The organism is Rhizobium sp. AAP43, from assembly GCF_001296045.1.
Lineage (GTDB): Bacteria > Pseudomonadota > Alphaproteobacteria > Rhizobiales > Rhizobiaceae > Allorhizobium.
Window position 1 is genome coordinate 65,881 of the sequence record NZ_LJHS01000005.1, and the last position, 22,330, is coordinate 88,210.

Annotated in this window: 18 protein-coding genes; 14 read left to right on the forward strand and 4 right to left on the reverse strand. The window is 61.7% G+C overall.

Translation table 11 applies throughout. The features are described 5' to 3' along the window. Positions 1 to 34: 34 nt before the first annotated feature. From IP76_RS03820 to IP76_RS03830, 3 genes are read left to right on the forward strand one after another with little or no spacing between them, the layout of a single operon-like run. The gene (locus tag IP76_RS03820; protein WP_054156869.1) at positions 35 to 1,753 is read left to right on the forward strand and encodes a type I secretion system permease/ATPase; all 1,719 of its coding nucleotides are present in this window, start codon (positions 35 to 37) and stop codon (positions 1,751 to 1,753) included. Positions 1,754 to 1,765: 12 nt separating this feature from the next. Next, positions 1,766 to 3,871, forward strand: a complete 2,106-nt coding sequence (locus IP76_RS03825) for a calcium-binding protein (RefSeq protein ID WP_054156870.1) — start codon at positions 1,766 to 1,768, stop codon at positions 3,869 to 3,871. A 45-nt stretch (positions 3,872 to 3,916) separates the two neighbouring features. Next, on the forward strand, positions 3,917 to 5,221 hold the full coding sequence (locus IP76_RS03830) for an HlyD family type I secretion periplasmic adaptor subunit (protein WP_054156871.1): 1,305 nt from the start codon (positions 3,917 to 3,919) through the stop codon (positions 5,219 to 5,221). A 60-nt stretch (positions 5,222 to 5,281) separates the two neighbouring features. Here IP76_RS03830 and nikR read toward each other — a convergent pair whose 3' ends face one another. Continuing rightward, positions 5,282 to 5,698, reverse strand: a complete 417-nt coding sequence (gene nikR / locus IP76_RS03835) for a nickel-responsive transcriptional regulator NikR (RefSeq protein WP_054156872.1) — start codon at positions 5,696 to 5,698, stop codon at positions 5,282 to 5,284. A gap of 113 nt (positions 5,699 to 5,811) precedes the next feature. On the opposite strand from nikR, the gene IP76_RS03840 reads away from it, so the two are divergent. From IP76_RS03840 to IP76_RS03860, 5 genes are read left to right on the forward strand one after another with little or no spacing between them, the layout of a single operon-like run. After that, a complete protein-coding gene (locus IP76_RS03840) occupies positions 5,812 to 7,389 on the forward strand; it encodes an ABC transporter substrate-binding protein (RefSeq protein ID WP_054156873.1) in 1,578 nt (525 codons plus the stop codon). Continuing rightward, the gene (locus IP76_RS03845) at positions 7,382 to 8,389 is read left to right on the forward strand and encodes an ABC transporter permease (protein ID WP_245281377.1); all 1,008 of its coding nucleotides are present in this window, start codon (positions 7,382 to 7,384) and stop codon (positions 8,387 to 8,389) included. The genes IP76_RS03840 and IP76_RS03845 overlap by 8 nt, the downstream gene beginning before the upstream one ends. After that, entirely contained in the window at positions 8,386 to 9,249 is an 864-nt protein-coding gene (locus IP76_RS03850) for an ABC transporter permease (protein WP_054156875.1), read from the forward strand. The genes IP76_RS03845 and IP76_RS03850 overlap by 4 nt, the downstream gene beginning before the upstream one ends. Further along, entirely contained in the window at positions 9,249 to 10,058 is an 810-nt protein-coding gene (locus tag IP76_RS03855; protein ID WP_245281378.1) for an ATP-binding cassette domain-containing protein, read from the forward strand. Before IP76_RS03850 ends, IP76_RS03855 begins: the two co-directional genes overlap by 1 nt. Beyond that, positions 10,042 to 10,647 carry an ATP-binding cassette domain-containing protein gene (locus IP76_RS03860; RefSeq protein ID WP_054156876.1) on the forward strand — a complete coding sequence of 202 codons (606 nt, stop codon included), beginning with the start codon at positions 10,042 to 10,044 and terminating at the stop codon, positions 10,645 to 10,647. Before IP76_RS03855 ends, IP76_RS03860 begins: the two co-directional genes overlap by 17 nt. A 25-nt stretch (positions 10,648 to 10,672) precedes the next feature. Here the strand turns inward: IP76_RS03860 and IP76_RS03865 are convergent, their stop codons facing one another. Then, the gene (locus tag IP76_RS03865) at positions 10,673 to 11,689 is read right to left on the reverse strand and encodes a LacI family DNA-binding transcriptional regulator (RefSeq protein WP_054156877.1); all 1,017 of its coding nucleotides are present in this window, start codon (positions 11,687 to 11,689) and stop codon (positions 10,673 to 10,675) included. Between the two features lie 145 nt (positions 11,690 to 11,834). Between IP76_RS03865 and IP76_RS03870 the strand changes: the two genes are divergently transcribed. The 6 genes from IP76_RS03870 (at position 11,835) to IP76_RS03895 (ending at position 18,019) form a co-directional block, all read left to right on the forward strand. After that, positions 11,835 to 12,878 carry a Gfo/Idh/MocA family protein gene (locus tag IP76_RS03870; protein ID WP_082352396.1) on the forward strand — a complete coding sequence of 348 codons (1,044 nt, stop codon included), beginning with the start codon at positions 11,835 to 11,837 and terminating at the stop codon, positions 12,876 to 12,878. Positions 12,879 to 12,883: 5 nt separating this feature from the next. Next, on the forward strand, positions 12,884 to 13,786 hold the full coding sequence (locus IP76_RS03875) for a sugar phosphate isomerase/epimerase (protein WP_054157364.1): 903 nt from the start codon (positions 12,884 to 12,886) through the stop codon (positions 13,784 to 13,786). Positions 13,787 to 13,846: 60 nt separating this feature from the next. Continuing rightward, entirely contained in the window at positions 13,847 to 15,082 is a 1,236-nt protein-coding gene (locus tag IP76_RS03880; RefSeq protein WP_054157365.1) for a sugar ABC transporter substrate-binding protein, read from the forward strand. Between the two features lie 137 nt (positions 15,083 to 15,219). After that, a complete protein-coding gene (locus IP76_RS03885) occupies positions 15,220 to 16,122 on the forward strand; it encodes a carbohydrate ABC transporter permease (protein WP_054156879.1) in 903 nt (300 codons plus the stop codon). Continuing rightward, a complete protein-coding gene (locus IP76_RS03890) occupies positions 16,119 to 16,946 on the forward strand; it encodes a carbohydrate ABC transporter permease (RefSeq protein ID WP_054156880.1) in 828 nt (275 codons plus the stop codon). The genes IP76_RS03885 and IP76_RS03890 overlap by 4 nt, the downstream gene beginning before the upstream one ends. Continuing rightward, the gene (locus tag IP76_RS03895) at positions 16,943 to 18,019 is read left to right on the forward strand and encodes an ABC transporter ATP-binding protein (RefSeq protein WP_054156881.1); all 1,077 of its coding nucleotides are present in this window, start codon (positions 16,943 to 16,945) and stop codon (positions 18,017 to 18,019) included. Before IP76_RS03890 ends, IP76_RS03895 begins: the two co-directional genes overlap by 4 nt. Positions 18,020 to 18,028: 9 nt before the next feature. Here the strand turns inward: IP76_RS03895 and IP76_RS03900 are convergent, their stop codons facing one another. Both IP76_RS03900 and IP76_RS03905 read right to left on the reverse strand, forming a co-directional pair. Then, entirely contained in the window at positions 18,029 to 18,943 is a 915-nt protein-coding gene (locus IP76_RS03900; RefSeq protein ID WP_054156882.1) for an SMP-30/gluconolactonase/LRE family protein, read from the reverse strand. Between the two features lie 157 nt (positions 18,944 to 19,100). Further along, entirely contained in the window at positions 19,101 to 22,301 is a 3,201-nt protein-coding gene (locus IP76_RS03905) for an efflux RND transporter permease subunit (protein ID WP_156318488.1), read from the reverse strand. Positions 22,302 to 22,330 lie beyond the last annotated feature (29 nt).

Consider the following 22,330-nt stretch of genomic DNA (forward strand, 5'->3'; position numbering starts at 1 on the left):
AGCAGCGTATCTGGATTACGGATTGGGGCGCGTCATGAGCAAGTCATCGAATTACAAGCTGTCCGGCATCGGTCTTCTTACCGGTTTTGTTTTCGGACTGTCGGGGATCATCAATATCCTGGCGCTGACTGGCGCTTTCTACATGCTGCAGATCTATGACCGGGCGCTGACCAGCGGTAGCGTTCCGACACTGGTCTGGCTCTCGGTCATTGCTATTGGGCTCTACCTGTTCCAGGGCCTGTTTGACATTATCCGCTCGCAGCTTCTGGTGCGTTTCGGTGCCAATGTCGATCGGCAGATCGCGCCACTCGTGCATCGCGTGGTGATGGACATGCCGCGCTTCGGCTATTCGACGGCGGAAGCCTCCGAGCGCGGGCGCGATGTCGATACGGTGCGAGGCTTCCTCTCCGGTGCCGGCCCGGTCGCGCTGTTTGACCTGCCGTGGATCCCGGTTTACCTGGTCTTTGTCTGGCTGTTGCATCCCATGCTCGGCATGCTGACGCTTGGTGGTGCCGCCTTCCTCGCCTGTCTGACGATCGCTGCCGAACTTCTTTCGCGTCGCCATGCCAAGGAAATGACGCGGGCCTCGATCCAGCGCAACACGGTTTCGGACAACAATGTCCGCAATGGCGATATCCTCTATTCAATGGGTATGACCGAACGCGCGCTCGACCGCTTTGAAAGCGCCAATCGCCGCCATCTCGATACGCAGACCGCGACCTCCGATATTGCCGGCACCTTTGCCGGGATCTCCAAGGTGCTGCGCATGATGCTGCAATCGGCAACGCTTGGGCTTGGCGCTTACCTTACGATCCAGGGCGAGATGTCGGCGGGTGCGATCATCGCGTCCTCGATTGTCACCGGTCGCGCGCTTGCTCCGGTGGACCAGGCAATCGCCCAGTGGAAAGGCGTGATCTCGGCGCGCCGCAGTTGGTCGCGGATCAAGGATACGCTGGCCGTGCTCGACAAGCCGAAGACGCAGTTCGACCTGCCGGCACCGACCGAGGGGCTTGTTGTCGAAGGCATGACAACGGTTGCCCCGACGACGGGCACGGTGCTTCTCAGCGATGTCTCGTTCCAGCTTATGGCAGGCCAGGCGCTGGCGCTGATCGGTCCCTCCGGCGGCGGCAAGACCACGCTTGCTCGCTCGCTGCTCGGCATTTGGCCGCTGCTGCGCGGTGCGGTGCGGATCGACGGTGCGGATCTGAAGCAGTGGCCAACCCGGTTCTTCACCGACAATATCGGCTATCTGCCGCAGGACGTGGCGCTGCTGGACGGGACGGTTGCCGACAACATTGCCCGCTTTGACCCAGATGCGGATGCCAAGATGATCTTCCGGGCAGCCAGGGCGGCCGGCATTCACGACCTGATCGTGCGGCTTCCGAACGGCTACCAGACCCAGATCGGCCCTGGCGGACAGGCACTGTCGGCAGGTCAGCGGCAGCGCATCGCGCTTGCCCGTGCGCTTTACGGCGATCCCTTCCTGATCGTGCTCGACGAGCCGAACTCCAACCTCGATTCCGAGGGCGAGGAGGCGCTGATGAAGGCGATCGTCAAGGTGCGCGAACGTGGCGGTATCGTCGTCATCGTCGCCCATCGCCCCAGTGCCCTTCAGGCGGTCGACATGGTCGGCGTCGTCCAGGGTGGCAAGCTCGTGTCGTTCGGGCCAAAGGAAGACATCATCAAGGTCCCGGCCAACACCTCCGAGAAAAAGATGCGCCCGATGCGGGTTATGCCCATGGCGGCAGAGTGAGGAGGCGGTGCGATGTTCGGTCCGACAGTCGACCAAGACGATAGCGTCAAACTCGGCCATGGCGATTTGGCGGCTGCCAAGGCGCCAGCGCGCAAGTTCGATCTGAAGCCCGAGGTTGACAGGGCGCTGGTTTCTCCAGGCATATTCTCAGTGCTGGCGATCGGGGTTGGTGCCTATCTTGGGCGCTTGCGCGATGCGGTCAATCCGGCGCCCAACGCTGAGTTGGGCGATCAGGGGAAGGGAACGTCCCTGGAGGATGACCCGATCCCTGCCGTCGAGGAGGCGCCCCTCGGACGCGGTTTCGATGTCGCGGCCTTTTGGCAGGAGCTGCAGAAGCGCTTCGAGGATGTGGTCGAGCAACTGCCGGCCTCAAGGCGGCTCTATTCGTCGATCCGTTTCAACTCCGAGGACTTCGTCCTGGAGGGGGCCTATGCCAGCCGTCCGTTTCAGGGTGTCTCCATCGATGTCGCAGCCAATGGCTTCCAGTTCTCCGTTCCGCAGGTCGTCTCGCCCCGCAACGGGCTGCCTTTCCTCACTGGCTCCCGCGGCGGTGCATCTGCGAACCCGGGCCCAGCGGATGGCGGTCCTGATGATACGGACAGCAATGGCGGAGGTGGCACGCCGCCGGGCAATGGTGGCCCAACCACACCCCCTGTGACACCGGTCAACCGCGCCCCCTTGTCCCGTGGACCCGTCTATCTCGGTGCCGGCCTCGTCAACCTCTCCATGCTGCTTGTCTGGGCCGATTTTGCGCGGGCAGCGATCGATCCCGATGGCGACAAGCTGCAAATCTCTGCGATCCGTGCCACGTCTGGGGAGATCCGCACCCATGGCAGCGATGCCTGGATCTACGTGCCGGAACGCGACAAGCTTGGCATGGTGACGTTCACCTTCACGATTGGCGACGGCAAGACGACGATCCAGGGACAAGCCTTTCTCGATCTTCGCCAACATCCGGACCGCGAGATCAGCGGCACTGACGGCGACGACGTGCTGATCGGCACGCCGGGCAAGGACGTGATCGATGCTGGTGCCGGGGGCGATATCGTTTATGGCCGTGAGAGCGACGATCTCGTGCTCGGTGGTGCGGGCAACGACCTTCTGATCGGCGGCGATGGCCGCGACGTGCTGCATGGCGGCGCAGGCGACGACCGCATCTTCGGCGGCGATGGCGATGACGTGCTGTTCGGGGAAGACGGAAACGATGTGCTCTTCGGCGAGGCTGGCCGCGACAGCCTGAACGGTGGCGCGGGTGACGACGTGCTTTCCGGGGGGGAAGGGCACGACCGCCTGTTCGGTGAAACCGGCCGCGATGTCTTGTCCGGCGAGGACGGTGACGATGTGCTGGATGGCGGCGCGGATGCCGATACGCTCGGCGGCGGTGCAGGCGCGGATGTCGTGGTGGGCGGCGATGGCGATGACGTCTATGTCGCTGGTATCCTTCCAGTGCTCAGCCTGCGCAGCCTTGGGACTGTTGACCCCGACCTGTCCAAACCAGAAGAGGTTGCTCCGGCCGTAGCATCCACCTCCGACGGCAATGACGTGATCCATGGCGGCGAAGGTGCCGACACCTATGATGCGCATTCAGCCGTTGCGGCCCTCTCCATCGACCTTGAGGCCGGTGTGGCAACCGGCGCCGAGATCGGAACTGACCGCCTGACCTCGATCGAGAATGTCGTGGCCGGCGAGGGCAACGACATCATCGCGGCGAGTTCTGCGGTCAATGTGCTTTATGGCGGGAGCGGTGATGATCACTTCGTCTTCGGCTCTGTCGCTTCGATCGACAATAATGGAAACGGCTTTGACGAGATCCGCGACTTCAATGTCGGTGACAAGGTCGATCTGTCACGGCTGGAGCGGGAGCTGGGGCGTCTCTATTTCGACGATGGCGAGACTTCGCTGTCGCTTGACGAAGACGAGCACCGGACGCTGGTCAAGCTCTACAAGAAGATGATCGACGACGACGATGCTGGCCATCACGTGCTGCAGCTTGTCACCGATATCGATGGCGATGCCGATTATGAGATCGTCATTATCAGCGCCCATGATCTCAATGCCGACGATCTGATCCTCACCGCCTTCCATCTTCCCGGCACTGCCGAGGGGCTGGTGGCCTGAACCTCTTTTTCACCCGAGTAACCTTGCGTTTGAATGGAGCATGTCATGACACAGCGGCAACAAGACGGTAGCACCAATGTCTCGCTCTCGGGCACGGGATTGCGCGGGCGGATGATTACGGCCAGCCTGCTCGCGATCCTGCTTGCAGGCGGCATCGGCGGGTGGGCGGCGCAGGCGAAATTTGCCGGTGCGGTCATCGCTCAAGGGGAGTTGGCGGTCACCGGCGAAACAAAGCAGGTCCAGCATGTCGACGGCGGCACGGTGGTGGCACTGCCGGTGAAGGTCGGTGATCTGGTTCGGCGCGGGGACGTGGTGCTGCGGCTTGATGATACCCAAGTGCGGATCGAGCTCGACATCGTCCGCTCGCAGATCGAGCAGCTCGGTGCCATGCAGGCCCGCCTCGTTGCCGAACGGGACGGGGCAGACGCGCTGTCCTTCGATGGCCTGACGCTGACACCGGCTGTAGCGCGCGAGGAGCGCAAGCTGTTTGACGAGAACCGCGAGATGCGCGCAAACCAGAAGCAGCAGATCGGCATGCAGATCGCCCAACTGCGCAACCAGATCGACGGCCTCAAGGAACAGGAAAAGGCGAACCTTGCCGAAAGCGACCTGCTGGGTGAAGAGCTCGCCATGCAGGAAGGCCTGGTTACCAAGGGGCTCGCAAAGGCCTCGGAGCTGCGCGGGCTGAAGCGGCAGATGGTGCGCATCGAAGGCACTGTCGGTGATCTTCTGGCCCGTGTGGCTGAAGCCGAAGGCCAGATTAGCGAGCTCAATGTGCGGCTGATGTCGATCGACCAGACCAGCCGCACCGAGCTGCAAAAGGAGATCGTCACCGTCGACGCGCGTCTGATCGAGCTTGAGCAGCGCGCCCAGCAGCTCAGCCATCGGCTTGAGCGGACCGTCGTCAAGGCGCCTGAGACCGGCTATATCTACGATGTTCAGGCCCATACCATCGGCGGCGTCGTGGCACCCGGCCAGGTGATCATGGCGATCGTCCCGCAGGACAGTGATCTCAGCGTGCATGTGAAAGTGGCGACCACCGATGTCGACCGCATCTTCGTCGGCCAGGCCGCGCGCATGCGGTTCACCGCGTTCAACCGCCAGACCACGCCGGAAATCGTCGGAAAGGTCGACCTCGTCTCGGCCGCCACCATCGTCGATAAGGCAAGCAATCTTCCCTACTACAAGACCAGCGTCGCCTTCTCCCCTGATGATCTCGGAGACCTCGGGACAAAACTCACCCCCGGCATGCCGGTTGAGGTCTACATCGAGACCGAGGAGCGGACGGTTGCTTCCTTCCTCGCAAAGCCCTTCACAGACCAGATCATGAAGGCTTTCAGGGAAGAGTGAGTGCTGGATGATTTCGGGAGCCGGTGGTTGGCTCCCGACAATGCTTGCTTCTAGGTAGTCTCATTCGTGCGGCGTCGACTGAACGGGGATGAGTTGGACCGAGCCGTGGCGCACCGAGCGCTCGGCGGTGACGTGATCGGCGAAATGCTGCACCTCTTCCATGCTGCCCTTCAGAATGCCGACTTCGAGACAGTTCTCGGCGTCGAGATGCACATGCATGCTGGCAATCGTCAGGTCATGGTGATCGTGGAAGGTGTTGGTCAACCGCCGCGACAGGTCGCGGGCGGCGTGGTCGTAGACATAGCTCAAGACGCCGACGCAAGGTTGCCCGGCATTTTCCTCCCGCGTTGCCTGCTGCAGGCCGGCCCGCACGAGGTCGCGGATCGCTTCCGACCGGTTCTGGCCGCCGCGTGCGGCGATCAGCCGGTCGAGGTCCTGCATCAGCTCGTCATCGAGCGTAATCGTTATGCGCTGCATGGCCGCCCCCGAGTATGATGTTTCTCTGTAGACATCATACCATCTCGTCAATATTGTTCCGCGCACCGGCTGATTGCCGGCGCGCGTTGTCATTTCGATATAGGTATATTTGCATGACCAAGGCAATTCACCGCGTCGCAGTTGTGATGTCGGTGGTCTTTCTGGCCGTCTCATCGAACGCTTGTGCATCTCCCAAGACGGATCTCGTCCTCGCAATCGGTGGTGAGCCGGATACCGGCTATGATCCGCTCCTCGGCTGGGGGCGATACGGCCATCCGCTGTTTCAGTCGACACTTCTATCCCGCGATGCCGATCTCGCGACAAAGCCCGATCTGGCGACTACATGGACGTTGTCGGAGGATCGCCTTACCTGGACGATCGGCCTCAGGTCCGATGCCCGTTTTTCCGATGGTTCGGCCCTTCGCGCAAAGGACGTCGTCTTCACCTTTACCGAGGCCGCCAAGGCTGGCGGGCCGATCGATCTCACCGTGTTCGACGGCGCGCGTGCGCTTGACGACCACACGGTTCAGATCACGCTGAAGCGGCCATGGATTACGTTTACGGAGAACTTCTACGCGCTCGGCATCGTGCCGGCTGACCAATATGGCGTGGGTTATGCCCGCAAGCCGGTTGGCTCTGGCCCTTATAGGCTCCTGTCCTGGACAGAGGGCGAGCAACTGATCGTCGAGCGAAACCCGAACTATTATGGACCGGCCCCGGCCTTCGAGCGGATCACCTTTGTCTTTACCGACGAGGATACGAGCCTTGCGGCCGCGCGGGCCGGGCAGGTCGACATGGTCTCGGTTCCGGCAACGGCGGCCGATGCGCCACCTGCTGGCTTCCGGCAGCTGACCGTCAAATCCGTCGATAATCGCGGCCTTGCCTTTCCCATGTTGAAAAATGAGGGCAAGACCAATGCAGCAGGTGTGCCGCTTGGCAATGCGGTGACATCGGATATTGCCATCCGCCGGGCGATCAATCTTGGCATCGACCGCAAGGTTCTGGTGGATGTGGCTCTGCTCGGGCACGGAACTCCGGCTTTTGGCCCTGCGGATGGACTGTCCTGGTCCAATGCCGAGAGTGCCGTCGCCTTTGACATCAAGGCGGCGAAGATTGTGCTCGATCAGGCGGGCTGGCGTGTCGGAGAGGATGGCATCCGCGCTAAGGACGGCGTGCGCGCTGCTTTCCCGATCAATTACCCCGCATCTGATTCCACCCGGCGTGCGCTGGCGCAGACGGTGGCCGAACAGCTGAAGGCCCTTGGGATCGCGGCGACGGCGACCGGTAAAAGCTGGGATGAAATCGGGCGGGTGATGCATTCCGAGCCTGTCCTCTTCGGCTGGGGCAGTCATTCGCCGCTGGAGATCTACAATCTCTACCAGTCAGGCCAGAGCGGCATCGATTATTTCAACCCCGGATATTACAGCAATCCCAAGGTCGACGCGCATCTGGCCGCAGCGCAAGGGTCGGAAAGCCTGGAGGCCTCCTTTGCCGACTGGCAGAAGGCGGATTTTGACGGCACCACAGGCTTTGGCCCGAAGAGCGATGCGGCCTGGGCCTGGCTCGTCAATCTCGATCACATCTACTACGTCAATTCCTGCCTCGATATCGGCCCAACCCAGATCGAACCGCATGGCCATGGCTGGCCGATCACCGCGATGATCCAGAACTGGACATGGACCTGTGAGTAGGCGATTTCATCGCCTCGGGCGGACGCGTATCGTTCTGGGCTCCATGCTGCGTCTGGTGCTTGTTCTCACGGCGGTTGCCATTCTTGCCTTCACGCTGGTCAAGCTTTCGCCGCTTGATCCGGTGAATGCCTATCTCGGGGCCGATATCGCGCGGGTCGGGCCTGAGCAGCGCGCCTTGATCGCGGAAAAATGGGGGCTCGACCAGCCAGCGCCTCTGCAATTGGCCAAGTGGCTTGAGAATGTGCTGCGTGGCGATCTCGGCTATTCGATGACATTCAATGCACCGGTGAGCGAGGTGTTAGCCGCACGCTTCCGCGCTTCGGCGCCGCTGATGGCCCTTGCATGGCTGCTTTCCGGTGTCCTGGGATTTGCGCTTGGCGTCATCGCCGGCGCCTCTGAAGGATCGTGGACAGATAGGGTTATCCGGCTCTATGCGTATGTGCTGGCCTCGACGCCGACTTTCTGGTTGGCGATCCTGCTTCTGACAGTGTTTTCAGTCAGCCTCAATTGGACGCCGGTCTGCTGCGCATCGCCGATTGGGGTCTTGCCTGAGCATGTCACCTGGTTGCTGAGGCTGCATCATCTCATCCTGCCGCTGATGGCGCTGACGGTTCTCGGCGTGGCGCAAGTGGCGCTGCATACAAGGGCCAAGATGGCTGAGAACATGCAGTCGGACTATGCGCTCTATGCCCGGGCGCAAGGAGCTTCACGTTTCGACATTGCGCTTCGGCACGGCGCGCGCAACGCCGCGCTCCCCGCCGTTACCGTGCTCTTCGCCTCGCTTGGCGAACTCTTCGGCGGCTCGATCCTCGCCGAACAGGTCTTTGCCTATCCGGGCCTCGGCAAGGCAACGGTGGAAGCGGGCATTCGGGGGGATGTGCCGCTTCTGCTGGCACTCACCCTCTTCCTCACGAGCTTCGTCTTCTTCGGCAATACGATCGCCGATCTCCTCTATCGCCTCGTCGATCCGCGCATGCAGGCAAGGGAGCCGGTTCGATGAGCACGGCCATGGATCTGCCATCGACGCCACCGGAGCGGTTTCGTGCCGGCAACAGGCTTGCGACGCTGATGGCTGCAGCCGTTGGAATGGCACTGGTGCTGGGTATTGTTCTGGGCTCTCTGGTCCTCGGTGCCCGTGGGATCGACGCGGATTTTTCCACGCGGCTGCTGGAGCCATCGCTCAGTCATTGGTTTGGGACCGACCAGTTCGGTCATGACATGGCGGCGCGAACGGTGCACGGGTTGAGTGTCAGCTTGTGGATCGGGCTCATCGCTTCGGCGATTTCGGTGCTGATCGCGCTTCTGCTGGCGTTGTTTGCCGTAACCTGCGGTCGCATTGCAGATGCGGTCGTCGCCTTTCTGGTGGATGCCGCGATGGGGCTTCCGCATTTCGTGCTGCTAATCCTGATTTCCTTTGCGCTTGGTGGGGGTACGAGCGCCGTGGTGATTGCGGTTGCCGTTACCCACTGGCCGCGCCTCACGCGCATCCTGCGGGCCGAGATCCTGCAGCTTCGGCAGGCGGATTTCGTGCTTGCGTCGCGCGGCTTCGGCAAATCCTGGTTTTATATCGGGCGGTATCACTTCCTGCCGCATCTCGTGCCGCAACTGATCGTCGGTCTGGTGCTGTTGTTTCCGCATGCCATCCTGCACGAAGCCGGGCTCACCTTTATCGGTTTCGGTCTCGAACCGTCGAAGCCGGCCATCGGTGTTCTGCTCGCGGATTCCCTGCGTTATCTGACCGCCGGAAAATGGTGGCTGGGCCTATTTCCAGGCATTGCTCTTCTTGCCGTCGTCCTCAGTTTCGATGCCATCGGCAATGGCCTAAGGACCGTGTTTGACCCCAGGGCGGAGCAATCCTGATGCTGCTTTCGATTGACGGATTCGGTATTGCCTTCCGACGTTATGACGGTCTGTTGCATCATCGGGTCGTGCCCGTGCTCGAGGCTTTGAGCTTCACCATCGATCGCGGACAGGTGCTCGGCCTGGTTGGAGCGTCGGGAGCAGGAAAGAGCCTCGTCGCGCACGCGCTGTTCGGCATTCTGCCGCCGAATGCCGTGCTTACTGGTAGCATTTCGATTGGTGGGATCGAGATCGGGGCTTTGGGTGAGGGAAAACTCACAGGGTGTCGCATGGGGCTTGTGCCGCAATCGCCGAGCCACCTCGATCCGCTGGTGCGTTGTGGCCGGCAACTGGCCTGGGCGGCGACCCGGAGCGGGCATGAACTGCCAAAGGCGGCGATCGGGGCTCTGCTTGAGAGCTTCGGGCTGGAGGCGGCCGTTGCTCGTCTGTATCCGTACCAGCTGTCCGGCGGGATGGCCCGGCGCTTGATGCTGGCGATGGCGACGGTCGGTGAGCCGGATCTGATCGTGGCAGACGAGCCGACAAGCGGTCTCGATCCGGACAATGCGGCAATTGTTCTGCGCCATCTGCGGCGGCTCGCGGATGCGGGCAAAGCCGTGCTTCTCATCACGCATGATCTCGCGCATGCACTGCCCTATACCGACCGCGTTGCGCTTCTTCGCGATGGCGGCCTTGTTGGTATCGAGGATGCGCGTGCTTTTTCCGGCGATGGATCGCGGCTTGAGACGCCTTATGCCCGCCACTTGTGGCGTGCCATGCCGCAGAACGAATTCCAGCTTGAGACGGCGGCCTATGCTCGAAGCGCGTGATCTGCACTTTTCCTTCGTGCGCGGCCGCGCGCTTCTCGATGGTGCGAGCTTCTGCCTTGCGCCCGGCGAGGTGCTGGGGCTTTCTGGGGCGTCCGGCGGTGGCAAGTCGACGCTTGGTCGTGTTGTTGCGGGTTATCTGGCAGCTGACCGTGGAATGGTGACCGTCGACGGCGCGGAGATGTCGCGCAATCGGGTCGCGGTGCAATATGTGCATCAGTCGTCGATCTTTGCCGTCAATCCGCGCTGGCGCATCGGCCGCGTGCTGGAAGAAGCCTGGGTTCCGGATGAGGCGATGCGGGAGGCGGTTGGGGTCTCACGCCGCTGGTATGACCGGTATCCGCACGAGATTTCCGGTGGCGAGTTGCAGAGGGTCGCCCTGCTTCGGGCGCTTGGACCGCAGACCCGCTATCTGGTAGCCGATGAAATCACTGCGATGCTTGATCCGATCACCCAGGCAGATCTCTGGAGCGTGCTGCGTGACCGCGCACACGCTGGGCTTGGCATTCTCGCGATCAGCCATGATGCCGCTTTACTGGAGCGGGTTTCGTCGCGGCGCTTGGAACTGGTGGATGGCCGGCTGTCGGGGTGATCTCGCCCTGATGGAGCGCAGTCTCTCAGTCGCTTTCGCCCTCGATCAGTTCCATCGGCCATAAGCGCCGCCGTTCGGCCTCCGGATAGTGCGCGGCGAAGGCGGGCATGGTCGAGAGCAGCGTTTCGGCGAGTGCCACCCCGAGCAGACGCAGATCCGGGCGGAAGCAGGTCAGCGCCGGATGCAGGAACTGTGCCTGCGGGCTGTGCTGACCGATCACGGCGATATCGCGTCCGGGCGTGAGACCCGCTTCCTGCAGGCCACGATAGAAGCCGACTACGGTTGCTTCGTTCAGCAGCACGATGGCCGAGGGGCGGGTTTTCGCAGCGATGACTTGGCGGGCGACGTCATAGCCGCCGGCCTCGTTAGGGCTGCAACGCAAGATGTGGTCCGGGTCCAGTTGCAGGCCGCGATCCGATAGCAGTGCCCGACATTTGTCTTCGAACACATAGCCGAGATTGATCTCGCCAAAGGGGCGGCTGATCGCGATGTGGCGATGACCCTTGTCGATCAGCCTGCCGAGCGCCGCCTCGGCCATGCCCTCGAAGTCCAAGTCATACCAGGGTTGGCCGACATCGGTCTGGCTTCGGCCGAGCGTGAGGAAGGGGATCTTGGTCTTGTGCAGCAATTCGAAGCGCGCATCCTTGTGGCGGGTTGCCGAGAGGATGATGCCATCGGCAAAGCCGCGCGCGACAATGCGTTTCAGATAGGCTTCAGGGTCTTCCTCGGACGAGCAAAGCAGCGCGACGAGGTCGAGATTATGCTGCGACAGCACGGTTTGCACACCGTCGAAGACGCGCATGAAGAAACTGTCCCCCTCGCCGGTGATGTCATGGCCGGTCTGCATCATGAAGCCAATGATGCCCGTCGCGCCCTTGCGGAGCGAGCGGCCCGCCTGGTTGGCGACATAGCCGAGCTTTTCCGCCGCCTCCAGAACGCGCTTGCGGGTTTCCTCGTTGACGTCAGGCTTGCCGTTCAGGGCGCGAGAAACCGTCCCGATCGAAATGTCGAGATGCTCGGCGAGTTGTCGAATGCCCTTCATCGATTTCCCCCAGCCAATGATCTTCCGTAATCGTTTACGAAATTCTGTTGACACATGCAAAGTCTCGTTCATAGTACCGTAAACGTTTACGACGCTTGCAGGACGTGCGGAAGAGGAGTTCCGCTCATCCTTTGGGAGGATAGCAGTGACATCAAGAGCCGTTTTATGCGGGTGCGGAGCTATGGCCAAAGGCTGGCTCCGGGCGATCCAGTCGAGCGCCGAAATTCAGGCGGCGGTGACGATCGTTGGCCTTGTCGACATCAACGGCGAAACGGCGGTCGCGCTTGTGGCCGAGTTCGGCCTTGAGAACGTTGTCATCGGCACCAGCCTTGCCGACGTGCTGATCGAAACCCGGGCCGATATGCTGTTCGATGTCGTCATTCCCTCAGCGCGGGCGGAGGTCGTCTCGACCGCCTTGCGGCTCGGCTGCCATGTTCTCTCCGAAAAGCCGCTTGCAGCCTCCCTGGGGGAAGCCAGGGATCTGCTCGCGCTTGCCGCTGCCGCCGGTCGCGTCCATGCCGTCGTGCAGAACCGCCGCTTCATTTCCGGCGTGCGCCGCATGCGGCGCGTGGTCCAGGAAGGGCTGATCGGCGAACTCACGGCCATCCATTGCGACTTCTTCATCGGCCCGCATTTCGGCGGCTTCCGCGAAGCGATGGACAATGTGCTGCTGCTGGACATGGCCATCCACACGTTTGATGCCGCTCGTTTTGTCTCCGGCAAGCTGCCACTCTCGGTCTATTGCGTCGAAACCAATCCGTCCGGCTCCTGGTATGCGCATGGCGCGGCAGCCAATGCGATCTTTCGGCTCTCGGGAGATGCGGTCTTCACCTATCGCGGCTCCTGGTGTGCGGAAGGCCGCCGGACGAGCTGGGAGAGCAATTGGCGCCTCGTCGGTTCCAAGGGCATGTTGACCTGGGATGGCGAAGACGCCTTCGAGGCGACGGTCGCTGGCGACGAGCCCGGCCTGTTGCGTGGACACCATGCGCTGGTCGTGCCGGATGCACCTGATGACGAAGAGACCCATGGGCACAAAAGCGTGCTCGTCGACTTCATCCGGGCCGCACAGTCTGGTCGTGCCCCTGAAACGGCGGCCGCCGACAACATTCGAAGCCTTGCCATGGTGTTCGGCGCGATCGAAAGCGCGCGCACCGGGCTTCCCGTCGATCTTTCAGCACAAGGATATTGAAGCCCGTGAGCAATCCCGCAAAATCCATTCGCATTGGAACCATGGTCAGCGCCAGTGCCGGCAAGGCAGCTGAGCGGATCAGCCAGATCGCCGATATGGGCTTCGAGAGCTTCGAGCCCTTCTTCTGGCAGACGACGAACGGGCAGGACATTGCCGATCTCGGCAAGCGCTGCGTCGAGGCGATTGGCGACCGTGACATCACGATCTCGACCATCGGCATGTTCGGCAATCCGCTGGAAGAGACCGATATGGATCTTCAGACCCTGCAGGGCTGGAAGGATTGCATCGACAATGCCCATCATTTCGGCGCCACCTGCGTCGCGGGCTTTACCGGCCGCGTCCGTAACCGTCCGCTGACGGATAGTCTGCCGCGTTACCGCGAAATCTGGAGCGAGCTTGCCAAGCGGGCTGCCGATAAAGGCGTCAAGATCGCGTTCGAAAACTGCGCCATGGATGGAAACTGGCAGACCGGCGACTGGAACATCGCCCACAATCCGGACGCTTGGGAACTGATTTTCAACGAGACGCCGGACGAGCATATCGGGCTTGAATGGGAGCCCTGCCACCAGATGGTCTATTTGATCGATCCGATCCCGCAGATCCGCAAATGGGCGCACAAATTCTTTCATGTCCATGGCAAGGACGCAACCATCCGCTGGGATGTGATCCGCGAACATGGGGTCTTCGGCAAGCATCCCTTTGTCTTGATGCGCACGCCCGGCTTCGGCGACACCAACTGGACGGATGTGATTTCCGAGCTTCGGCTCGCCGGCTGGTCCGGTTCGATCGACATCGAAGGCTGGCATGATCCAGTTTATCGCGATGCGCTGGAGATGACCGGCCAGGTCCATGGCCTGAACTATCTGAAGAATTGCCGAGGCGGGGATTTCGTCACCGATCCGCAATGAGACTGCCTGCCGGCTTGGAGGAAGTCGGCGGGATCAATGGTCAACCCCAAGGAGGAGAGCATGTCTATCAAGAATTGCCTGATGGCCGGTGCATTTGCACTGGCCTCCGTGTCCGGGTTCGCGCTGCAGGCCCATGCACAGGAAGAGGTCACGATCACCATCTGGAGCCTCGACAAGCCCGAGCAGCCGGCCTGGAACCTGGCGCGTGAATTTGACGAGAAGGAGCCGGGCATCAAGGTCGAATACCGGCTGGTGCAGTTCGATGATGTTGTGAGCGAGGCCATGCGCGCCTACTCCACAGGCCAGGCGCCCGACATCATCGCTATCGACAATCCGGAGCATGCGCTCTTTGCCTCGCGTGGCGCTTTCCTTGATATCACCGACATGGTCGCGAAATCCGAGGTGATCAAGCCGGCCAATTATTTCCCCGGTCCGCTCAATTCGGTTACCTGGGACGGCAAGCTCTTCGGCGTGCCGAAGGCCACCAATACGATCGCGCTCTACTACAATGCCGACATGTTCAAGGAAAAGGGACTTGATCCGGACAAGCCGCCGCAGACCTGGGCAGAGCTCATCGATGCAGCGCGCAAGCTGAACGATCCGGCGAAGAACGTCTATGGTCTCGCTTTCTCCGCCAAGGCCAGCGAAGAGGGCACCTTCCAGTTCCTGCCCTGGGCGCAGATGGGCGGCGGCGGCTATGAGAAGATCAATGCCGATGGTGCGGTCAAGGCGCTCGAAGCCTGGAAGACCATCATGGACGAGAAGCTTGCCTCGCCGGATAGCCTGACGCGCGGCCAGTGGGATTCCACCGGTACCTTCAATTCCGGCAATGCGGCCATGGCGATCTCTGGTCCGTGGGAGCTGAACCGCATGTCCGAGGAAGCAAAGTTCGACTGGCGCGTGGCGCTTTTGCCGGTGCCGCAGGAAGGTGCCGAGCGTTCATCCGCCATGGGTGACTTCAACTACGCGATCTTCTCGAACACCAAGCATCCGGAGGCCGCCTTCAAGGCTCTCGAATACTTCGCCTCGCAGGACAATGTGATGTTCGAGAAATACGGTCAGCTTCCGGCCCGTTCCGACATTACGCTTCCGGCAACCGGCAATGAGAAGAAGGATGCCGGTCTGAAGGTCTTCCAGGAGCAGCTGAAATACGCCAAGGCCCGCGGTCCGCACCCGGAATGGCCGAAGATCTCGAAGGCAATCCAGGATGCAATCCAGGGCGCTCTCACCGGCCAGATGACGCCGAAGGAAGCGCTGGACCAGGCGGCTGAAACCATCAGCGCGGTCACCGGCTAAGCTATCGGCATAGGCGGGGCCTGCACGCAAACGTGCCGCTTCGCCTCTGTCTCATTTACCTCCCGGAGGGCCGCTCTCGTTCCCCAAGCTGCGGGGGCGGCCCGACCGGAGCCATGATCGCTTCAGCGGAGACTGCGATGCGCAAGATCCTATCCAGCCTGACCGATGGACGCGGCTTCGACATCGCTCTCGTCGCCTTTCCACTCGGTTTTCTGCTTCTCATGGCCGGGCTGCCACTGCTTTACAATGTGCTGATGAGTTTCCAGGAAGTCGACATGTTCTCGCTCGGCACCTTTTTTCGGCCGTTTGTCGGTTTGAAAAACTATGCTGCCCTGTTTTCTCAGCGCGAAACCTGGCCGATCTTCACCAATACCGCGATCTTCGTCACCGCCTCGATTGCCGGTCAGTTTGCCATCGGCTTTGGCCTTGCACTGTTCTTCTGGACGAATTTTCCCGGCGCCTCCTGGCTGCGCGGTCTCTTTCTCGTCTCCTGGGTCATGCCGGGCCTCGTCGTCGGCGCCATCTGGAACTGGATCCTGTCCGGCGATTTCGGCGTCTTGAACTACTTCCTGCGCGAGAGCGGGATCATCTCCGCCAACATCTTCTGGCGCTCGGACCCCAACTATTCGCTCTGGGCCGTCATCATCGCCAATATCTGGCTCGGGACATCCTTCAACATGATCCTGCTGTCCGTCGGCCTGTCCGGCATTCCGAAGGATCTCTTCGAAGCAGCCGAACTCGATGGCGCCAATGTCTGGCAGCGCTTCTTCACAATCACGCTGCCGATGATGCGCTCGACCATCGGAGCCGTCGTCTCGCTCGGGCTGATTTTCACGCTTCAGCAGTTCGATCTCTTCGCCGCGATCACCGCCGGCGGGCCGAACAATGCCTCGAATGTCGCGCAGTACTGGGCCTGGGACCTTTCATTCAAGCAGTATGACTTTGCGGGTGGGGCGACGATTTCCGTCATCATGATCGTTTTCGTGATGTTTGCCTCCCTCGTCTATGTCCGCTCCACCCGGCAGGAGGTGCGTGGATGAGCGACACTCTCCTCAACAGATTGATGCTGGCCATCGCGCTCATCCTCGTCGCGATCTATCTCTTTCCCCTCTACTGGATGTATATCACCACGCTCAAAAGCGGGTCGGCGATGTTCGCCACGCCGCCAAGCTTCTGGCCCAGCGAACCGCAGTGGGGCGCCTATCCCTATGTCTGGGAGAGCCGAAACCTCGCCCGCTACATGTGGAATTCGCTGGTCATCGCCCTTGGCGCGGTCGGGCTCATCACGGTGCTCGGCACGGGCTGCGCCTATGTGCTGGCGCGTTATCGCAATGGCTGGGTCGATGTCGGCCTGTTCCTTATTCTCATGCTGCAGGTTCTGCCGGCGTCGCTGATGATCACGCCGATCTTTGTCGGCTTTTCGCAGATCGGCATGCTTGAGACGCCGCGTCTGGCGGTCATCATTGCGATCGCCGCGAAAAGCATGCCCTTCTTTGTCGTGCTTGTCCGAGCGACCTTCATGAGCGTGCCGATGGAACTGGAAGAAGCAGCTCTGGTCGACGGCAATTCGCGCGTCGGGGCCTTCTTCCACATCGTCCTGCCGCTTGCCCGCAACGGCATCCTCGTCTCCGCGATCCTGATCTTCATGCAGGCCTTTGGCGAGTTCGTCTATTCGAAGTCGATCATCCAGGCGGTCGAGTACCAGCCGGCCAGCGTCGGCCTGAATTCCTTCATGGGGCCGAACACCAATGAGTGGAACAACATCATGGCCTTTGCCACGATCTATGTGACCCCCATCCTTGCCGTCTTCGTTCTTCTGCAGCGCCGGATCGTGTCCGGTCTCACGTCTGGAGCCCTTAAATGACCCATCAGATCGAACTCTCCGGCGTCAACAAATACTACGGCGCCTATCACGCGCTGCGCGATATCGACCTCAAGATCCGCAAGGGTTCCTTCGTGGCGCTGGTCGGTCCTTCAGGTTGCGGCAAGTCCACGCTCCTGCGTTCGCTGGCAGGTCTTGAAAGCATTTCGACGGGGGATCTCGTGATTGCCGGTCAGACGATGAATGGGGTGCCGCCGCGCAAGCGTGACCTTGCCATGGTTTTCCAGTCCTACGCTCTTTATCCGCATATGACGGTGGAGGAGAACCTCACCTACTCGCTGCGTATTCGCGGCGTGAAGAAGGCCGAAGCGCGCAAGGCGGCTGAAGCGGTGGCGGTGACGACAGGCCTCTCCAATCTGATGCATCGCTATCCGCGCGAGCTTTCCGGCGGTCAGCGACAGCGCGTGGCAATGAGCCGGGCGATCATCCGTAATCCCAAGGCCTTCCTGTTCGACGAGCCTTTGTCGAACCTCGATGCCGCTCTCCGCGTCCATATGCGCAAGGAAATCCGCGCACTGCACGATCGGCTCGGCGCCACCTCCGTCTATGTCACCCATGATCAGGTGGAGGCGATGACAATGGCCGACCATGTCGTCGTCATGCGCCAGGGCGTAATCGAGCAGCAGGGTGCTCCGCTCGACCTCTACGATCACCCGGTCAACACCTTCGTCGCCGGCTTCATCGGCTCTCCGGCTATGAATTTCATCCCGGCCACGGGCGGTCAGGACGGACGCTCTCTCCAGCTCGATCTGGATGGGCCGCAGACGATCCGGCTTGAGCGTCCGATGCCGGCCACCGAACGGCTGACACTTGGCCTGCGGCCCGAGCATCTGCGGCTGGTGCCGGAGAGCGAGGCCATGCTGCGGGTGCCGGTCGGCATGGTCGAAAGCACGGGATCGACGACCTACATCACCTCGGCAACCGACCCGGAGATCAATGTCGTCGTCGGTGAACGCCAGAGGCTGAGCCAAGGGGAGATGATCGGCCTTGCCTTCGATCCGGCCCATCTGCACCTGTTCGATGGTGCGACAGGAAACCGGATCGAGCCCGTCTGAACGGAGCGATCAGGGGCGCTGTGCGCCAGTGGTTGCCGTGTAGATCGCATAGAGCGAGGTCGATGCGGTCATGAACAGCCGGTTGCGGCGTGGGCCGCCGAAGGTCAGGTTGGACACCGCCTGCGGCACCAGGATCTTGCCGAGAAGGCGGCCGTCTGGCGCAAAGCAATGCACGCCATCGGCAGCACTCGACCAGAGGTTTCCTTCTGTGTCCGTGCGTATGCCGTCTGGAATGCCCTTATCGATGTCGACAAAGACCCGGCCATTGGCGAGCCGCCTGCCGTCTACCACGTCGAAGACGCGGATGTGGCGGGGGGCTTCCGGTGCATGGCTTGCGCCGGAATCGGCGATGTAGAGCCGCGTTTCGTCGGGTGAAAAGGCAAGGCCGTTCGGCTGGAGGAAGTCGTCGACCATGATCTCCAGCGCGCCAGTCTGCGCATCGAGGCGGTAGACGTTGCGCGTCGGCTGTTCCTCGGCTGCCTTGTAGCCTTCATAGTCCGAGAGGATGCCGTAGGACGGGTCAGTGAACCATATGGCGCCGTCGGAGTGGACGACCACGTCATTGGGGGAATTCAACCGTTTTCCGTTGTGGCTGTCTGCCAGTGTCGTGATCGTGCCGTCCACTTCCGTGCGGATGATCCGGCGGCCGCCGTGTTCGCAGGACACGAGGCGGCCCTGCCGGTCGCGGGTATTGCCATTGATGAAGTGGGATGGGCTTCGGAACACTGAAACGCCGCTGCCGTCGACATAGCGCAGGACTTGCTGGTTCGGGATGTCGCTGAACAGCAGATGCTGGGCGTCGTCGAACCAGACCGGGCCCTCGGTCCAGCGGCAACCGGTATGCAGCTCTTCCAGTCGGGCACTGGCGACGACCAGATCGCGAAAACCGGGGTCGAAGATTTTGTAAAAGGGATTGTCCGACATGGTCTTTTCCTGCTGACAAGGGCGGGGGCCAGATGCGCCTCGAATTCATAAGCACAGCCAGTCGCAACCACAAGGGCAGGTGGTGAGGCGTATGCACTTGGAGTGATCCCGGCCTCGACCTCCACCGGTTCAAGGGGAGATGTCGAGGCCGTTGGCGTCAGGTTCTCAGAACCCGATAGATCGCCGGGATGACCAGAACGGTCAGCAGCGTCGAGGAGATCAGGCCGAAGAGCAGCGAGATCGCGAGACCCTGGAAGATCGGATCGGTCAGGATCACGGCGGCACCGATGATGGCGGCAAGCGCCGTCAGCAGGATTGGCTTGAACCGGATGGAGCCGGCTTCGATCAGGACGTCGGTCAGGGTCCTTCCCGAGTGGTCGGCATGGCGGATGAAGTCGACCAGAAGGATCGAGTTGCGCACGATAATGCCGGCGAGCGCGATGAAGCCGATCATCGAAGTTGCCGAGAAGGGCGCGCCGAACAGCCAGTGTCCGCCGAGGATACCGATGAACGTCAGTGGCACCGGGGTCAGGATTACCAGCGGAACCTTGAAGGAGCCGAATTGGGCGACGACGAGGATATAGATGCCGAGAAGCGCGATCATGAAGGCGGCGCCCATGTCGCGGAAGGTCACCCAGGTCACTTCCCATTCGCCGTCCCAGAGCAGGGTCGCCTCGTCTTCGCTGTGGGGTTGGCCGTTGAGCGAGATCACCGGCTTCGGCAAGCCCGTCCAGTCCTGTGCATCAATCGCTTTCTGCACGGCGAGCATGCCGTAAAGCGGTGCCTCGAAGGCGCCGGCAAGTTCCGCCGTCACCATTTCGGCGCTGACGCCGTTGTGGCGGAAGATCGGCAGCGAGGTCTTTTCATCCACCACACGCACGACGTCACCGAGCTCGACCACGCCCCGGTTGCCGGGGAGTGTGTTGGCCGGAATTGGCGTGGTCAGGAAGGTCTCGTCGATCATCTTTTCGCCCTTGGCCCGCTCGAGGCGGATCGGGATTGGCGGGCGGCCTTCGCCACGATGGGAGTAGCCGATCGTCTTGCCATTCGACAGGATCGCGATGGTGTCGAAGACATCGCCTTCCTCAACGCGGTAGAATTCGGCGTCATCGGTCGAAACCAGCAGCCGCTTGCGCGGAGCCTCGACGCCATAGGAGTTGTCGACGTCGACGATAAAGGGCACCGACCGGAACGCGGTTTCAACCTTTGCAGCCACTGCGCGGCGGATCTCCGGTGTCGGTCCGTAGATTTCGGCGAGCAGAGTGGCCATGACCGGCGGCCCCGGTGGCGGCTCCACAACTTTGAGGCTGGTGCCGGCCGGGACGTCGAGGGTCTTCATCCGCGCGCGGATGTCAAGGGCGATGTCATGGCTTGACCGGTCCCGCGTCGATTTGGGGCTCAAGTTGACCGCAACGTCGCCCTGATGGGGGGCGGCACGCATATAGGAATGGCGGACGAGCCCGTTGAAGTTGAAGGGGGCGGCGGTGCCCGCATGGGTCTGGACCGTCATGACCTCCGGCAATTGCAGCGTGATCGCGCCGATTGCCTGGGCAACGGCATCCGTTGCCTCGACCGATGCGCCTTCCGGCAGGTCGATAGTGACCTGCAGCTCCGACTTGTTATCGAAGGGCAGGAGCTTAACGGTGACGTGCTGCGTGTAGAAGAGGGTCAGCGAGCCAAGGGTCAACAGACCGACCAGCAAAAGGAAGGTCCAGCTGCGGGCCTTGGAGGCAAGGATCGGCCCGGCGACGGCTGCATAGCCGCGACCGAGCAGGCCTCCTGCATCATCACCATGACCACTCCCGGCATGGACGGGCGCATTGCCCGAGACTTTCAGCATCAGCCAGGGCGTGACGATCACGGCGACGAAGAAGGAGAAGATCATCGCGGCCGAGGCATTGGCCGGAATGGGGCTCATATAGGGACCCATCATGCCTGAGACGAAGAGCATGGGCAGGAGGGCGGCCACGACCGTCAGCGTTGCGACAATCGTCGGGTTACCAACTTCCGCGACGGCTTCGATGGCGCTTCGCTCACGGCTGCGCCCGTCGCCCATGCCCCAGTGCCGGGCGATGTTCTCGATCACGACAATGGCGTCATCGACCAGGATACCAATCGAAAAGATCAACGCGAACAGCGAGACGCGGTTCAGCGTGTACCCCATCAGCCAGGAGGCAAACAGGGTGAGCAGGATTGTGATTGGAATGACGATGGCAACCACAAGCGCTTCACGGCGACCGATCGCCAACCAGACCAGAGCGATGATCGACACGGTGGCAAGGCCCAGATGATAGAGAAGTTCATTGGCCTTCTCATTGGCCGTTTCCCCATAGTCCCGGGTAACCTCGACCTGGATATCGTCCGGAATGAGTTTGCCCTTCAGCGCTTCGACGCGTTCCAGAACGGTTTCCGCAACGACGACGGCGTTCGAGCCGGCCCGCTTGGCGATGGCGAGCGTTACGGATGGGGTGCGCTCGATCGCATCACCTTGGCGTCTCAGGGTCGAGACCCGAGCCTCGGCCGTGTCGGTCGCAAATTCGATTGACGCCACATCCCGGACATAAACGGGGCGCCCGTCCCGTGTGGTGAGCAGCAGATTGCCGATGGCGAGCGGGGTCGACAGCGTCTCGCCGGCGATCACGTCGATCTGGTTGCCCTGATCGCGAACCTGTCCGGCCGGCATTGCCGTGTTGGCGCCGCCCACCTTTCCGGCCAGCTGCTGTAGGGTAATGCCGTAAAGCGCCAGCTTTTCAGGCTGTGGCGAGACCCGGATGATTTCGCTGGTCTCCCCGACGAGATAGGTCAGGCCGACATTGTTGACCTTGGCGATTTCATTGCGGACTTCGCGGACGATCCGGGTGATATCATTGGCGCTTACACTGGCCGCTGCGCCGACATCCGGCGATAAGGTCAGCGTGACGATGGCCACGTCGTCGATGCCGCGCCCGACCACCTTCGGCTCGGCAATGCCGACGGGAATGCGGTCCATATTGGCGCGGACCCGATCATGGACGCGCAGCACGGCGGCATCCGCGGATGTGCCGACGAGGAAGCGTGCGGTAACCATGACCTGGTTGTCCATCGACTGCGAGTAGATGTGCTCGACGTCGTTGATGCTCTTGACGATGGTTTCGAGTGGCTCGGTGATCAGCTTTTCAGCATCGGCGGCGTTGAGGCCGGGTGCCTGAACGATGATATCCACCATGGGCACGGAGATCTGCGGCTCCTCCTCGCGCGGTAGCGAGATGAGGGCGACGAGGCCGAAGGCGAAGGCCGCGATCAGGAAGAGCGGAGTGAGTGGCGACCTGATGAAGGCGCGGGTGAGGGCGCCGGCAATGCCGAGCTTGCCCTGCGGCATGTCCGTCAAGGGTTCGGTAGTGGTGGCGT